Source organism: Phytopseudomonas daroniae, assembly GCF_004327275.1.
Taxonomy (GTDB): domain Bacteria; phylum Pseudomonadota; class Gammaproteobacteria; order Pseudomonadales; family Pseudomonadaceae; genus Aquipseudomonas; species Aquipseudomonas daroniae.
Genome location: NZ_QJUJ01000009.1, coordinates 49,522 through 64,413, shown reverse-complemented (window position 1 = coordinate 64,413; position 14,892 = coordinate 49,522). Strand labels below are relative to the sequence as shown.

12 protein-coding genes are annotated in these 14,892 nt (G+C 63.4%); 10 read left to right on the top strand and 2 right to left on the bottom strand.

The features are described 5' to 3' along the window. Positions 1–42: 42 nt before the first annotated feature. Positions 43–1,335, bottom strand: a complete 1,293-nt coding sequence (locus DNK10_RS19425; RefSeq protein ID WP_131180444.1) for a CitMHS family transporter — start codon at positions 1,333–1,335, stop codon at positions 43–45. A gap of 186 nt (positions 1,336–1,521) precedes the next feature. Between DNK10_RS19425 and DNK10_RS19420 the strand changes: the two genes are divergently transcribed. The 8 genes from DNK10_RS19420 to DNK10_RS19385 all read left to right on the top strand — a co-directional run bounded on the left by DNK10_RS19420 (position 1,522) and on the right by DNK10_RS19385 (position 12,438). Then, a complete protein-coding gene (locus tag DNK10_RS19420) occupies positions 1,522–2,709 on the top strand; it encodes a citrate synthase (protein WP_131192694.1) in 1,188 nt (395 codons plus the stop codon). Positions 2,710–3,089: 380 nt separating this feature from the next. Next, the gene (locus DNK10_RS19415) at positions 3,090–4,172 is read left to right on the top strand and encodes an AbrB family transcriptional regulator (RefSeq protein WP_131180447.1); all 1,083 of its coding nucleotides are present in this window, start codon (positions 3,090–3,092) and stop codon (positions 4,170–4,172) included. Between the two features lie 300 nt (positions 4,173–4,472). Then, positions 4,473–7,445, top strand: coding sequence for a xanthine dehydrogenase family protein molybdopterin-binding subunit (locus DNK10_RS19410; RefSeq protein WP_131192693.1), 2,973 nt, complete (start codon positions 4,473–4,475; stop codon positions 7,443–7,445). Then, a complete protein-coding gene (locus DNK10_RS19405; protein WP_131192692.1) occupies positions 7,442–8,269 on the top strand; it encodes an FAD binding domain-containing protein in 828 nt (275 codons plus the stop codon). Before DNK10_RS19410 ends, DNK10_RS19405 begins: the two co-directional genes overlap by 4 nt. Continuing rightward, positions 8,253–8,771 (top strand): (2Fe-2S)-binding protein, encoded by a 519-nt coding sequence (locus tag DNK10_RS19400; protein ID WP_131192691.1) that lies wholly within the window; start codon positions 8,253–8,255, stop codon positions 8,769–8,771. The genes DNK10_RS19405 and DNK10_RS19400 overlap by 17 nt, the downstream gene beginning before the upstream one ends. Beyond that, complete coding sequence (locus DNK10_RS19395) at positions 8,764–10,293, top strand: AMP-binding protein (RefSeq protein WP_131192690.1); 1,530 nt, start codon at positions 8,764–8,766, stop codon at positions 10,291–10,293. The genes DNK10_RS19400 and DNK10_RS19395 overlap by 8 nt, the downstream gene beginning before the upstream one ends. A 26-nt stretch (positions 10,294–10,319) precedes the next feature. After that, complete coding sequence (locus DNK10_RS19390; protein WP_131192689.1) at positions 10,320–11,126, top strand: enoyl-CoA hydratase/isomerase family protein; 807 nt, start codon at positions 10,320–10,322, stop codon at positions 11,124–11,126. An 82-nt stretch (positions 11,127–11,208) separates the two neighbouring features. Continuing rightward, on the top strand, positions 11,209–12,438 hold the full coding sequence (locus DNK10_RS19385) for a benzoate/H(+) symporter BenE family transporter (protein WP_131180453.1): 1,230 nt from the start codon (positions 11,209–11,211) through the stop codon (positions 12,436–12,438). Positions 12,439–12,461: 23 nt separating this feature from the next. Here DNK10_RS19385 and DNK10_RS19380 read toward each other — a convergent pair whose 3' ends face one another. After that, entirely contained in the window at positions 12,462–13,241 is a 780-nt protein-coding gene (locus DNK10_RS19380) for an alpha/beta fold hydrolase (protein ID WP_131192688.1), read from the bottom strand. 81 nt (positions 13,242–13,322) lie between these two features. Here DNK10_RS19380 and DNK10_RS19375 point away from each other — a divergent pair, with 81 nt between their 5' ends. Both DNK10_RS19375 and DNK10_RS19370 read left to right on the top strand, forming a co-directional pair. Next, a complete protein-coding gene (locus tag DNK10_RS19375) occupies positions 13,323–14,291 on the top strand; it encodes an XdhC family protein (protein ID WP_131192687.1) in 969 nt (322 codons plus the stop codon). Further along, on the top strand, positions 14,281–14,880 hold the full coding sequence (locus DNK10_RS19370) for a nucleotidyltransferase family protein (RefSeq protein ID WP_131192804.1): 600 nt from the start codon (positions 14,281–14,283) through the stop codon (positions 14,878–14,880). Before DNK10_RS19375 ends, DNK10_RS19370 begins: the two co-directional genes overlap by 11 nt. Positions 14,881–14,892: the final 12 nt, after the last annotated feature.

Here is a 14,892-nt window from a genome sequence, read left to right as displayed (position 1 = left end):
ATCAATCGCCGGCCGCATACAACATTGGTTCACCATGAATGGTTAGGAAATCGCCCCGCTCAGGAAGGCGCCGAGGATGAATACCAGGGACGCCCCGACCGCTGGCAACAATGCAAACTTCTGAAGTTCGCCAACTTCTCGCTTGAGCAAGCCGCTTATTACATAAATGGCAGCGATCAGCGGGCTGAGCGCATGGACGGGCTGGCCGAGCATTGAAGCCCGCGCGATATGAATGGGGTCTACACCATATTCCGCACCGGCTGCCGCCAAGATGGGGACAATGCCGAAGAAATAGGCATCATTGGACATGAAGAAGGTAAAAGGCAGCGAGGCGAAGGCCGTGATCAACGCCATATAACTGCCTGCCGCATCCGGAATGATCGAGACAAATGACTGGGACATTGCGTCCACCATGCCCGAGCCGGTAAGAATGCCCGTGAATACACCAGCAGCGAAGATGAGGGTCGCAACCGTAACGGCGTTTTCGGCGTGTGCGGCAATACGTTTCTTCTGCTCGGACAACTGCGGATAGTTGATAACCAGCGCCAAGGCGAAAGTAACCACCATGACCACCGGCAACGGCGCCAACCCGGTTCCCATGGCACCCGCCATTCCAAGCATAAGAAACAGATTGATCCAAACGAGCTTCGGGCGTTGATGGCTACTACCCACCTCAGGCATCTTCACGTCCGCATCAGCCACCAGCATGTCTTTTCCTGGCTCCCAGCCCAGCCGCTTTCGCTCTCTCAGGCCCAGCCACCACGCCACGCCCGTGGCGTAGACAAGGCCCAAAAGGGCAGCCGGTATCAGGCCGACGAAAACGTCCATCACGTCCAGGTGCAGGGCACTGGCTACGCGAGCAGTAGGACCGCCCCAGGGAATGATATTGATCATGGTGTTGGTCAGCAGGATGAGCAACGCAATGATCAGCGGGTTCATTCCAATGCGCAGGTAAACGGGCAGGAATGCCGTCATCACGATCAGTACAGTGCTGGTTCCGTCGCCATCGAGCGAGGTCACCGCACTTAGAAATGCGGTCGCCAGGCTTATGCGCAAGGGATCATGCCCAGCAAAGCGCGTGATCACTCTGACCAGCGGCTCGAACAGCCCAGCGTCATACATGATCGAGAAAAGAAGTATCGCAAATACCAGCATGATCGCGATCGGCGCGACCTGTCGCATGCCATCCATGATCATGCCGCCCATACCACTGCCCAAGCCGGCGATTAACCCAAACACCACCGGAACGAGAATGAGCGCCACGACCGCCGACAATCGTCTGGTCATGATCAACACCATGAACGTAATGACCATCGCGAAACCAATCCAAGCCATTTCATTGTCCTTTCTTATTTTTAGAGGTAGGTGACCTGTTCAGCGATCACGGCACAACGGTACACATTGACGTTTTTTTCGTAAATCTTGATTTTAAACATGCATATTTACTGAATTAATACATGCATGTTATAAGCGCCAATACCTGAAACCCGGGATCTGGTTCACCAGCGGGAGCGGCTTTCCATGAGCGACGAACACCTGTACCTGACGGCCGAGCAGGCGGCTGGCCGCCTCGGCGTGAATCTGCCGACCCTCTACGCCTACGTCAGCCGCAAGAACATCCGCTCCGTGAAAGTCGACGGGTCGCGCAAACGGCGCTACTGGGCAGCGGATATCGAAAGGCTGGCTAAGGGCGAACGGCGGGCCAAGGTCGCCGAACAACCCGAGCTCGACCTGGGCATCCAGAGCAGTGCCATAACCCTGCTGACGGACAATGGCGTCTACTACCGAGGCGTGAGCGCCACCGAGCTGGCCGACAGCGCGACCGTCGAACAGGCCGCGGAACTCATCTGGCAGTCACCGGGCGCCTTCTCGAAAGCACTCCCCACGATGCCCGCCAGCACGCAGGCGCTGCTCGAGCTGTACCGGCACATGAGCGTGTCGGAAAAGGCCATCGCGCTTTTTCCGCTGGTCGAACACGAAAACCCGCGCGCCTTCGACCTCTCCCCTGATGCCTATGCCCGCACGGGTGCCGACGTGGTGCGTATCCTGGCGTCGCTCATTACCGGCCAGGGCGTTCCCAGTACACAACCATTGCACGAGTTCCTCAGCGCAGGGTTGGGAGTGGATCCGGCGTACCGGGATCTGCTCCGGCGCCTGCTGGTGCTGTTCATCGACCACGAATTCGACCACTGCACCTACAGCGTCCGTGCTGCAGCGCGAACGGGAGTGACGCCCTACTACGCGGCGATCGCAGGGCTTACCACCTATCAGGGCAGGCGAACCGCCTACAGCAGGCATCAGGCAGCCAACCGGCTGCTGACCGAGATATGCACCGCCAGGAACCCCACCCCGACGATACTGCAGTACTTCAGCCAGAGCGGTGAGATCCCGGGATTCAACCACTCCACCCACAAGATGGTGGATCCGCGCGTGGGCAACCTCATGAGCGCACTGGTGGAAGTGTTCGACGCCGACCCGGAGTTCCAGAACCTGCAGAAAGCCGCAGAGGTGGTCGACGAGCTGGTGGGCAAACCGCCGGAGTTCGTTCTGCTTGCCAGCTTCGTGGGAAGAAAATGCAACCTCGTCGGCGAGGAACTGGCATTGGCCGGCATAGCCCGCGCAATCGGCTGGATCGCCCATGCCAGTGAACAGTGCCAGTTGCCGGTAGCCCGTCAGCGAGCCAACTACACCGGCAAACTACCGGGCTGAACGACGCGCACGCCCGTTCACCAGGATCCTTCAGCCAATCGAATAGCGCCAGCAGAGCGCCTGAGCGGCCCCGGCCAGGCACTCTGCTGGCCGGCGTTACCGCCACAGCCGCGCGCGCATCACTGCCGCCAGCGCTCATATTGACGATCTGCGTACAGATTTACGACTCGTCAACCAGTGGCATACATTCTCGCCAGCTCACGGGCCAGCCCGGTGCAAGAGGCGCCAGCCTGCCCCGCCCTTCTCCTGATCAGCATCAACGAGGCTGCGCTGTCGCTGGCACGATGAAATGCCTGCGATGCCCGGCTCACTGCCGAGGAGCGAAGAACCGAACCGCTGCTTTCAACGATGACTGACGAGGAGCGCCCTTGGGCTCAATCATGACAACACGAGGCACCGCCAGGCTCACCGGATGGCTGATACTGATTCTTTTGTCGGCCGGCTCCGCTGCCTTGCTGCATCGGCAGCACGTACCGGCGGCCTTCATGCTCGGCCCCATGCTTGCCGCAGTGGCCATGGCCCTGAGCGGTGCCGGCCTGCGCCTGCACAGGAATTTCTCGCTCGGCGCCCAGAGCGTTCTAGGCTGCTTGATCGCCGCCTTCGTCACCCCGAGCCTGCTCGCGGTATACCTCGAACACTGGTTCGAGCTGACCGCGATCAACCTCGCGACCATGACGGTCATCGTGCTGGTGAGCGTGGTCATCGCACGATACCGCTGGCTGCCCGACACCACCGCCATCTGGGGGCTGTTCCCGGGTGCCGCCTCCGCCATGGTGCTGCTGGCCGACACACACCATTCAGACCCACGGGTGGTGGCGATGATGCAGTACACGCGCATCGTGCTGGTTTCCGTGGCGTCCATCTCCATGGCCGCCTTGCTTGGCGATACCGGCAAAGCCGCCGAAGCGGCAAGCGGCCCGCTGCGGCTCGCCTGGAATCTGCCCACCGACTACCACCCCACCCTCGCCGCACTCGGCCTGGCGCTCTGTGGCTACTGCGCAAGCAAGCTGACCCGCATCGGCGCCCTGGCGCTACTGCTGCCAGCGTTCGCCGGCACCGCCCTGCAGGCCGCGGGCATCGTGGTGATCGATGTCCCGGCCTATCTCTTCATCCCGGCCTTCGCCATGACGGGCTGGTACGTGGGCCTGACCTTCACTCGCAACGCACTCAGGCATTGCCTGGGCCTGTTGCCGATCATGCTGGCTGCGATTGCCGTGATCATTCTCGTCTGCGGCCTGTTCTCCCTCGTACTGGCCAGGCTGATCCCAGGCATCGACCTGCTCACCGCCTACCTGGCACTGAGCCCAGGGGGTATCGAAACCATCGTCATCATCGCCAGAGACGCCAGCGTATTTCTACCGCTGATCCTGGCCTCACAGTTCCTGCGCCTGCTCATGGTGCTATCCCTCGGGCCCTTTGTTGCCAGAACAGTGGCTGGCTGGCAACAAAGGCGCCAGCCGTAAGGGTGCTGAGGTGACGCGCAACGTGCGTGTTACCTCACCTTCCGTACTCATGCAGGTGCTTGGCCTGGCGACCGCCGGGCACTCCCTACAGCGCTGAAGTACGCCGCTATGGCGGACTACGATGACAACGCTGATGAGCTTTGCGGATCCACCAACGTACGGCTGGATCAGACGCTAAGGCAAATTCCAATACCCAGGAGCAAAAACGCGGATCGCCCGGCAAGGTAACCGCCCGCTCGTCTTCATAGACTCTCGCCATAGCCGTAGCCGTCGCGCTAACAACAAGAACGCGAGAGTCGAATGAATGCCTACCAGCCGGACATGAAGGCCAAGCTTGGCACCCGCCAGCAACGTGTCGAGGACGCTGCGCTACTGCAGGGTCTCGGACGCTATGCGGATGACGTGGCAGTACCGCCGGGTACGCTACACGCTGCCATCGTCCGCTCACCTCATGCCCATGCACGCCTGGTATCGATCGATACCGACGCTGCCATCGCACTACCCGGCGTACGTGGTGTGCTCACGGGTGAAGACGTCAAACGCTGGGCCAATCCGTTTCCCGTCGGCGTCCGCGCGCCGATGGAGCACTGGTGCCTGGCAGTGGAAAAGGTGCGCTACGTCGGCGAGCCCGTCTGCGTCGTGATCGCCGAGGATCGCTACCTCGCCGAAGACGCGCTCGATGCCGTGAAGGTGGAGTACGAGCCGCTACTCCCCGTCATCGATCCGGAAGCCGCCGCGACGGAAGACGCGCCAGTCCTTCACGAAGCCGTTGGCGCCAATGTGGTCAACGAGCGGCGCTTTCGCTATGGGGATCCCGAATCCGCCTTTGCCAATGCCGCGCACCAGGTTTCGATCAAGGTGCACTTCCCGCGCAACTCATGCACGCCCATCGAGTGCTACGTCGTGCTCGCTCAATACCAGCGGGCTACCGGCACCTACGACATTCTTTCCAATTTCCAGGGCCCCTTCGCGCTGCACTCGGTGATGGCACGTGGGCTTAACGTCCCAGGCAACAGGCTCCGTTTGCGCACGCCGCCAGACTCCGGTGGCAGCTTCGGCATCAAGCAAGGCGTGTTCCCCTATGTCGTGCTGATGGGGCTCGCTGCGCGCAAGGTCGGCGCTCCGGTGAAATGGGTGGAGGATCGGCTGGAACACCTGCAGGCGTCATCCAGTGCCACCAACCGGGTCTGCGAGATCGAGGCCGCGGTTGACGGCGACGGACGTGTCCAGGCCCTTCGCTACGATCAGATCGATGACTGCGGCGCGTACCTCCGGGCACCAGAGCCCGCCACCTTCTATCGCATGCATGGCAACCTGACCGGCGCCTACGCCATCGACCACCTGGCCGTTCGCAACCGGGTGGTGCTGACCAACAAGATGCCGACCGGCCTGAACCGGGGCTTTGGTGGCGGACAGGTGTATTTCGCGCTGGAACGACTGATGCAGCGTATCGCGGTCGAGCTTGATCTCGACCCGCTGGAGGTCATACGCCGCAACCTGGTTCCCAGTGGAAGCTTTCCCTATCGGGCGGCGGCCGGCGCCTTGCTGGACTCTGGCGACTACCCCGCAGCCGTAGACCTGGCCGTGCGCGAGGGGCAACTGCAGGAGTTGCTGAAGCGCCGCGAAGAGGCCCGCGCAGCAGGCCGCCTCTATGGCATCGGCTACACCGCTGCCGTCGAGCCTTCGATCTCCAACATGGGCTATATCACCACAGCCATGACGCCCGAGGAACGCCGCAAGGCAGGGCCGAAGAACGGCGCCGTGAGTAGCGCGACGGTCGCCGTCGGGCCGCTCGGCGATGTCAGTGTGCATATTTCCTCCACGCCACAGGGACAGGGGCACCAGACGGTCGTCGCGCAGGTCGTCGCCGATGTGCTTGGCGTCGCGTTGGAACAGGTCAGCGTCAACGTCGAACTGGATACCGGCAAGGACGCCTGGTCGATCGCGTCCGGCAACTATTCCAGTCGGTTCGCCGGCGCGGTGGCCGGTACCGTGCACAACGCGGCTGTCCGTATCCGCGAACGCATGGCCGGCATCGCCGCCGCCATGTGGAAGGTGGAGCCGGAACAGATTCGTTTTGCCGGTGGCAAGGTCTTCGTCGACAACGGCCCCACCCAACCCTTCCATCGAATCGCGGGCGCCACCCACTGGTCGCCGGGCTTGTTACCGGCAACCGAGCCCGGCGCCTTGCGGGAAACCGCCTTCTGGTCGCCACCGGAACTGACCGCTCCCGACGATGACGACCGCATAAACAGCTCGCTGTGCTACGGCTTCATCTTCGATATCTGCGCCGTGGACATCGACCGGGTGACCGGTGAGGTACACATCGACCGCTACATAACCTGCCACGACGCCGGGCGCATCCTCAATCCGATGCTGGTCGACGGACAGATTCGCGGGGCGTTCACCCAGGGGCTCGGCGTAGCGTTGATGGAAGAGTTCGCCTACGGCGAGGACGGCAGCTTCCTCTCCGGCACCCTGGCCGACTACCTCATCCCGACCGCGCCGGAAGCCGTCGAGCCACTGATCCTGCACATGGAGACACCATCGCCGTTCACGCCGCTTGGCGCGAAGGGAGTCGGCGAAGGTAACAATATGAGCACCCCGGTATGCATCGCCAACGCGGTTGCGGATGCGCTCGGTGTTGGTGACATTCGCCTGCCGCTCACGCCAGCCAAAGTGCGCGCGATGATCGGCCTGGAGGAGCCACCCGCGCCCGAAGGTCTCGAACAGGCGAATCCGCCCCGTGCCGCGGGTAGCCCGTCGCTACAGGCCCGCGACAGCGTCGAGATTCCCGCCGCACCGCAGCAGGTATATGACGCAATCCTCGACCCGCAGACGCTGAAGGCGATTATTCCCGGCTGCCATGCCCTGGAACTGGAAGGCGAGAACCGCTACCGCGCGGATGTGAGCGTCGGGGTCGGAATGATCAAGGCGCGCTTCGCCGCCCGGGTGGCGCTTGACGACCTCGACCCACCGCACGCCCTGCGCCTGTCTGGCAGCGGCAACAGTCCGATGGGCTCGGCCAGCGGCAATGCCCTGATCACCCTGGTCGAGCTGGACAACGGCCACACACGGCTCGAGTACGCCTACGAAGCCGCGGTCAGCGGCAAGGTTGCCGCGGTAGGCGGACGCATGCTGCAGAGCGCCTCGCGCGCGATCATCGGGCAGATCTTCGCCCGCCTCGCCCAACGCTTGACCGGCAAGCCAGTGGGCGGCAATGGGTTCTGGCAGCGCCTGCTCTCACTGATCGGCAGGGGGGGCGCCCGATGAAACCTTGCGCATTCGATTACCTGCGCGCGGACAGCTTGAGAGAAGTGCTGGAAGCCCTTCACGCTCACGGCGACAAGGCGCGCGTGCTGGCCGGCGGCCAATCGCTGATGGCCGTGCTCAACATGCGCCTGACGCAACCCGACGTGCTCATCGACATCAACGGAATACAAGCGCTGCAAGAGGTGAAATCGCACCGCGGCATGCTGGAAGTCGGTGCCGCCGTGCGCCAGGTGGAGCTACTGGATCGCCCGAGCCTTGCCGACGACGTGCCGCTACTGGCACAGGCGCTGCCCTGGGTCGGCCACTTCCAGACCCGCAATCGCGGCACCGTCTGCGGCTCGGTCGCCCACGCCGACCCCAGTGCGGAGATTCCGTTGTGCCTGGTCACGCTCGGCGGCGTGATAGTGCTCGAATCGCTGAAGGGCAAGCGTCGTGAAGTGCCAGCCGTGGATTTTTTCCTGGGGGTGCTCAGCACGGATCGCCGTCCGGACGAACTGGTAACGGCTGTTCGCTTTCCCTTGCGCGAGGAAGGCGTCGACTACCGCTTTCGCGAAGTCGCGATGCGCCACGGCGATTTCGCAATGGTCGCGCTCGCCGCTTGCATTCATCGCGACCACGCCGTGCTCGGTGTCGGCGGAGTCTCCGATCGACCGGTGCGGCGCCAACTTCCCCTCGGCCAGGATTTGCCCGAAGCACTCAACGCCCTTGCCTGGTCACTGGGTGCGCAGGACGACGTCCATGCCACCGCCGCCTACCGCCGCCAGATGGTACGCGAACTGGGTCGACAATTGATCGAAGGAGAACCACATGCTCGCGCGAGCTGACCAGACCGTTCCGATCCGCCTGACGCTCAACGGCCACCCACGTGAGGCTGTCGCTCGGACACGCACGCAACTCTGCGACTTCCTGCGCCACGACCTCGGGGCGACCGGCGTTCATGTCGGCTGCGAACACGGCGTTTGTGGCGCCTGCACCGTACTGGTGGACGGCGTAGCGAGCCGGTCGTGCCTGATGCTCGCGGTACAGGCGCAGGGCAAACGGATCGACACGGTCGAGTCCCTCGCCCGCGACGAGGTAATGAACGATCTGCAGCAGGCCTTCAGCCGCCATCACGCCTTGCAATGCGGCTTCTGCACGGCCGGCATCCTGATGTCCTGCGTCGAATTCCTCGAGCGCGTAGCGCTGCCGGACGAAGGCCAGGTTCGCGACATGCTCTCGGGCCACCTGTGCCGATGCACCGGCTACACCGGCATCGTGCAGGCGATCCTCGAGGTAGCCCACCAACGACAACAACAAATGGCCCCTTTGGAGAACGCTCATGTTTGATCTGGGACGCAGTTTTCTCGCCGCCGTCGAACGGCGCCCGCACGCCCTGGCGATCAGTGACGGCGACGTCAGGAAGACCTACGAAGATTGGTTCGCGGATATTCAGCGCGCCGCACATGGGCTGGAAAAGCGCGGTCTGCAGAAAGGCGATCACCTTCTGGTGTGCATGCAGAACCGCTGGCAGATGGCAACGCTGCACTGGGCCTGCCAGTTCAGCGGAATCATCATGACCCCACTGAACTGGCGGGCTACCGCGGATGATATGGCCTGGTGCCTGGCGGATTCGGAAGCACGCGCCATTGCCCACGATGACGTCTCTCGGGAGGCCATCGAAGCATGCCGGATCAGTGGGCTATCCTGCATCACCACCGGAGCCCCCGTCGGCGACCAGGCGATCGCTTTCGACGAGCTGTGTGCCGAGGCACCGGCCAGCACCATCCTGCGTGCCGGTGCAGAAGACTGGTCGCTGATGCTTTATACCTCCGGCACGACCAACCGGCCCAAGGGGGTTCCACGACGCCACCGCGCCGAACGTGCCGCGGCAGTCGCGCATGTCGCGCAAAACCTCTATGGCCACGATGAATGCACCCTGGGCGTCATGCCGCTCTACCACACCATGGGTGTGCGCTCGTTGCTGTCGATGGCGCTGCTGGACGGCCACTTCGTCTGCATACCCAAGTTCGACGTCGAAGCCACGCTGGATGCCATCGAGCGGGAAAAGGTCACCGACCTCTATCTGGTGCCCACCCTCTATCACATGCTCATCGAACACCCCGCCTTCAACCGCGAACGTGTCGCCAGTGTGCGCAAGATCGGCTTTGCCGGAGCACCGATGAGCGATGGCCTGCTGCAACGGGTGGAGGCCGCCTTCAAGCCGGAACTGTTCGTCAACCACTATGGCAGTTCGGAGATCTACACCTTCACCATCGACCAGCAGGCAACCCGCAAACCCGGTTCGTCCGGCCGCTGTGCCTTGAACCAGCGCATTCGCGTGGTACCCGTGGACGCGGACTCGCCCAGCCAACAACTGCGCCCCCACGAGGAAGGCCAGATCATCGCCGACCTCTCCAGCGACGAAGCCTTCGAGGGTTACTGGAAGCGCCCGGAAGCCACCGAAAAGTCGCTGCGCAACGGCTGGTATTTCACCGGCGATACCGGATTTTTCGACGAGGACGGCGACCTGTTCGTGACCGGGCGGGTCGACGATCTGATCATCACCGGCGGCGAGAACGTCAGCCCGGCGGAGATTGAAAACGTCCTCTCCCTACACCCGGACGTAGAGGAAGTCGTGGTGGTCGGCCTGCCTGATGAGCAATGGGGCAAGTTGATCAGCGCCTTCATCAAGGCCCGTCGGCCCATCGGCGAAGCTGACCTGGACGCCCACTGCATCGCCTCAGGCCTCGCCCGCTTCAAGCGTCCTCGTCGCTACGAGTTCATCGAGCAGATACCCAAATCCCCTGTCGGCAAGGTGCTGCGCCGGGTACTGGTGGCCGACTACGGCACGCTGAAGGCCGCCAGCTGAATTTCCTATCCCAGAAGGATCCGACCATGAACGATACACAATCCATCGAGCAGTATCTGAAAACGCCATTCGACGGCTTTAGCGTCGAGCTGGATCTCGGCCACGAACGGGCCGACATTGTCCTCGCGCGGCCACCGTTCAACGTCATCGCCATGGCTCAGCGCGACGTGCTGAAAACGGTTTTCGAAGCTCTGGACGCGCATCCAGGCGTCCGCGTGATCGTCCTGCGCGCCCAGGGCGAGCATTTTTCCAGCGGCGGCGACATCAAGGGCTTCCTCGAGGCCTCGCCTGAGCATGTATCGAAACTGGCCTGGAACGTCGCCGCGCCGGTACGTTGCAGCAAGCCGGTGATCGCCGCCAACCGCGGCTATACCTTCGGCGTCGGCTTCGAACTGTCCCTCGCCTGCGACTTCCGCATCGCGTCGGAAACCACGCGCTACGCCCTGCCGGAACAGAATCTCGGGCAGATTCCCGGCTCAGGGGGCTCGGCCCGCCTGCAGAAAATGATCGGCATCACCCGCACCAAACACATCGTCATGCGCGCCAAGCGAATCACCGGGCAGCAGGCCTACGACTGGGGTTTCGCCACCGAATGCGTCGCAGACAGCGAGCTGGAAGGTGCCGTGGCACAACTGGTGGATGAGCTGCGCCGTTTTTCGCCACTGGCTCAGCGCACCGCCAAGAAATTGATCAACGACAACGAAGACGCACCGCTGACAGTCGCCATCGAAATGGAAGGCCACTGCTACAGCCGGCTGCGCAGTTCCAACGATTTCCGCGAAGGCGTCGAGGCATTCCACGGCAAGCGCACCGCCGTGTTCAAGGGCGACTGATCAGCAAAGAAGCATTTCTGCGGGCGTTCGCGCCCGCCTGCACCGCAAAACAACGACAACAGCACAGCGGAGTAACTTCTAAATGAGCAGCGAAACCCACAGCCGTCCGTTGCCGCCCGCCGGCACAGCGACAGAACGTTATCCCATGAGCCAGGTGTTCAGCCTGAAAGCTGTCAGTGCCGGCACGGTCGCCGCGCTGTTCGGCTGCACCGGCCCCGCCCTGGTCGTCATCAATGCGGCGGAAGCCGGTCAACTGAGCAACGGTCAAACCGTCGCCTGGCTGTTCGCCATCTACGTACTCGGCGGGCTGATCAGCCTGTACATGGCCCTGCGCTACCGACAGCCGATCTGCGGCGCCTATTCCATTCCCGGTGCCGCCATCCTGATCTCCGCGCTGGGCGGAATGAACTTCGCCGACGCGACTGGCGCCTTCATCATGGCCGGTGCGCTGGTACTGCTGCTGGGTGTGACCGGCGTGATCGGCAAGCTGATGCGATGGCTGCCGATCCCCATCGTGATGGCGATGATCGCCGGCGCGATGATCCGCTTCGCCACCGGTGCCGTGGACTCCGTATCCGCCGCCCCACTGATGGCCGGCGCCGCGGCGCTCGCGTTCTTCCTGGCAATGCGCTTCACCCGCCGCATTCCACCGGTACTGGCGGCCGTGGTCGTCGGCCTGGTGATGGCCCTGGCGATGGGAATGGTAACGCCGAAGGATGTCGATATCGCCTTCGTGATGCCCGCCTTCACCATGCCGCACTTTACCTTCGATGCTTTCCTCGCCATTTCGATTCCGCTGGCCGCGCTCGTCATCGGTGCCGAGAACGCCCAAGCCACCGGCGTACTGATAGCGGAGAAGTACGATCCCCCGGTCAACGCCATGACCGTGATCAGCGGGCTCGGCGGAATGCTTGCCGGTCTGCTCGGCGGCCATAACGCGAACATCGCCGGGCCGATGACCGCCATCTGCTCCAGCGACCAGGCCGGAGACAACCCGCGCACCCGCTATGGCGCCACGCTGGTCAACGGCACCCTGTTTGCGCTGTTCGGCCTTTTCGCCGGCATCGCCGTTCCCTTCATCACCGCCCTGCCCAAGGAGCTGATCCTGGTGGTAGCCGGCCTGGCCATGCTGGGGGTTCTACTCACCTCGCTGCAGCAGGCGTTCCAGAAAGGATCGGCCTGCCAGATCGGCGCCTTCGTTGCCCTGGCCGTGGCGATGAGCAACCTTTCCCTGCTCGGGGTGAGCGCGCCATTCTGGGCATTGGTCATAGGCGTAGCCGTCTCCTGGCTGCTGGGCGAGATGGATCGTTGAACCACACCGGCCGGCGCAACGCCTCAGTCGACGGCCAGGCGCCGAAGGAACGCCTGGATCAGTCGCAGCGTTTCCTCACGGGCCTGGTTCTGCGGAAAATGGCGACAATGCTCCAGGAGCACGGTCGTCGCGCTGGGCGACTCTCTTGCGATAATCGCCAACTGCTCCGCCGTCGCGTATTCGTCCTCACGCCCCTGCACCGCCAGCAGGGGCACTTCGATGGCAGGCAACTCGGCGAACAGGTTCCAGTCGCGAAAGTCGTCCCGCAGCCAGGTTTCGCTCCAGCCGCGCAGGGCACCGTCGAGATTGTCGCCGTGATACTCGGCAAGACGGTCGCGCAGGTCACCGCGCCGGAACGCCTCGACGGCCCGGCGAATTCCCACCAGGCAAAGCGCCTCCACGCTGACATGCCCCGCCAGGGAAACGATGCCGCGAACACGCGGATCCCGGCGGGCGCCGTAAGCCATGGCGATCGACCCGCCGTCACTGTGGCCGATCAGGATCACGGAGCCGCTGGTCAGCCTGTCGAGCACCTGCTTCAGTTCCTCAGGCCCTTCGACGCTCAGGTAATCCCGTGGGCGCGGCAACGCCACCGGGCTGGATCGTCCGTAGCCGATCCGGCTATAGGCCAACACCGCACAGCCCGTAACGCTGGCCAGCGCAGCCGGGAAGTCCTTCCACATATCCACGCAGCCAAGCCCTTCATGCAGCAGAACCAGGGTGGGCTTATGGCGATCCAAACCTGGCAGCAGGTGGTACTCCAGACGCTTCGAATCGAGATCCAGATACTGACGATCCAGCATGCTTCGACGACTCCTGAACTCACGAGTCGCGCAGCCTAACTGAAATTGAAGGGGCCTGGCGCAAGGTTCCGAGGAAAACTCATGCGACACCTTGACCTGAAGGTGCTCGACCAGGCGCTGCAATGGGCGCGCGATGGTCACGAGCTCTGGTTGTGCACGGTTCTCTCGACCTACGGCTCTGCGCCGCGCGCGCCGGGCGCGATGCTCGTGGCACTGGGCGATGGCTCCTTCGTCGGCTCGCTGTCCGGCGGCTGTGTCGAAGAAGCGTTTCTCGACACCCTCAAAGAAGGCGGCCTGCGTGCCACTACCCAGGTCGTCCGCTACGGCGAAAGCAATGAGGATCGACACCGTCTCAAGCTGCCCTGCGGCGGTATCCTCCAGGTGCTGGTTGAGCGCAGGTCGGCAGAGCACGAATGGATCGAGCATCTCGAATTGCTGCAGGCAACACTCCTCGGCCAGCGACGGTTGTGCCGCGAGGTCGATTTCAGCAGCGGCGAAATACGCTTGCGGGAAGACGATCAGGGCGGCGAGCGAGTCGAGGTGCATGACGAGGTCGCCTACATCCGCATCGGCCCTGCACTCCGCTTGATTCTCGCGGGCCTGTCGCCGGTCGCCGAATATTGCGCCAGCTTCGCTCGCGCCGTCGGCTGCGAGGTGATCGCCTGCGATCCGCGAGAAGAGATGCAGGAGGTGGTATTGGAGGGCGTGGAAATGCAACGCGTGCTGCCGTCGCTGTACATCGCCGCAGGCGGCTGCCACGAAGCCACCGCGGTGGTTGCCCTCACCCACGACCCGAAGATCGACGACCTGGCGGTAATGGAAGCGGTGCGCACACCGGCCTTCTACATCGGCGCGATGGGCTCGCGGCAAACGTCGGCCAGGCGTGCCGAACGGCTGGCCCGCGTCGGAGGCCTCGGCGAGGCGCAGATCGCCCGCATCCACATGCCTATCGGCCTGAACCTGGGTAGCAAGTCTCCCGCGGAAATCGCACTAGCCGTCGTTGCGGACGTCCTGCGTGTCTATCATGGCAAGTCGCGCGATGAGCTCTGAGGCGAAAGCCAGTGATGTTCACGCCCTGATTCTTGCCGCCGGGCAGAGCCGGCGCTTCGGTGCGGACAAACGCCTCGCCCGGCTCGCCGATGGGCGAACGGTGCTGCAAGCCAGCCTCGCCAATGCCCTGGAGGCCTTCGACCGGGTAAGCGTGGTAATCCGCGAAGACGATGACATCGCCACGCTCGATCTACCGGCCGCCGTCGAGCCGATCCGCACCCCACGCGCTGCACGCGGGATGGGCGCAAGCCTCGCCGACGGCGTCATGGCGATCAGGCAATACCCTTGCAAGGCATTCGCCATCCTGCTCGGCGACATGCCCTGGATTCCGGTGGTGTTGATGAAACGACTCGCGGGCCAAGCAGAGGCGGATCGGATCCTGCTGCCCGTCCATGGTAACCGTACCGGCCATCCGGTGATCTTCGGTCATGCCTTTGCCGACGCCCTCACCCGCCTCGACGGCGACCAGGGCGCGCGAGCCGTGCTGGTCGAGCACGGCGGCCGCTGCCGACGATTGGAAGTGGGTGAACCCGGCGTCCTCCGCGATGTCGACCACCCAGAAGATGTACAAAATGTGCGACCGGATTAGAATCGGGTCTAT

Coding starts and splice junctions, on each gene's coding strand:
- DNK10_RS19410 (WP_131192693.1), top strand. CDS start 4,473: ATGAATGCCTACCAGCCGGACATGAAGGCCAAGCTTGGCACCCGCCAG.
- DNK10_RS19400 (WP_131192691.1), top strand. CDS start 8,253: ATGCTCGCGCGAGCTGACCAGACCGTTCCGATCCGCCTGACGCTCAAC.
- DNK10_RS19420 (WP_131192694.1), top strand. CDS start 1,522: ATGAGCGACGAACACCTGTACCTGACGGCCGAGCAGGCGGCTGGCCGC.
- DNK10_RS19370 (WP_131192804.1), top strand. CDS start 14,281: ATGAGCTCTGAGGCGAAAGCCAGTGATGTTCACGCCCTGATTCTTGCC.
- DNK10_RS19405 (WP_131192692.1), top strand. CDS start 7,442: ATGAAACCTTGCGCATTCGATTACCTGCGCGCGGACAGCTTGAGAGAA.
- DNK10_RS19415 (WP_131180447.1), top strand. CDS start 3,090: ATGACAACACGAGGCACCGCCAGGCTCACCGGATGGCTGATACTGATT.
- DNK10_RS19390 (WP_131192689.1), top strand. CDS start 10,320: ATGAACGATACACAATCCATCGAGCAGTATCTGAAAACGCCATTCGAC.
- DNK10_RS19395 (WP_131192690.1), top strand. CDS start 8,764: ATGTTTGATCTGGGACGCAGTTTTCTCGCCGCCGTCGAACGGCGCCCG.
- DNK10_RS19385 (WP_131180453.1), top strand. CDS start 11,209: ATGAGCAGCGAAACCCACAGCCGTCCGTTGCCGCCCGCCGGCACAGCG.
- DNK10_RS19375 (WP_131192687.1), top strand. CDS start 13,323: ATGCGACACCTTGACCTGAAGGTGCTCGACCAGGCGCTGCAATGGGCG.
- DNK10_RS19425 (WP_131180444.1), bottom strand. CDS start 1,335: ATGGCTTGGATTGGTTTCGCGATGGTCATTACGTTCATGGTGTTGATC.
- DNK10_RS19380 (WP_131192688.1), bottom strand. CDS start 13,241: ATGCTGGATCGTCAGTATCTGGATCTCGATTCGAAGCGTCTGGAGTAC.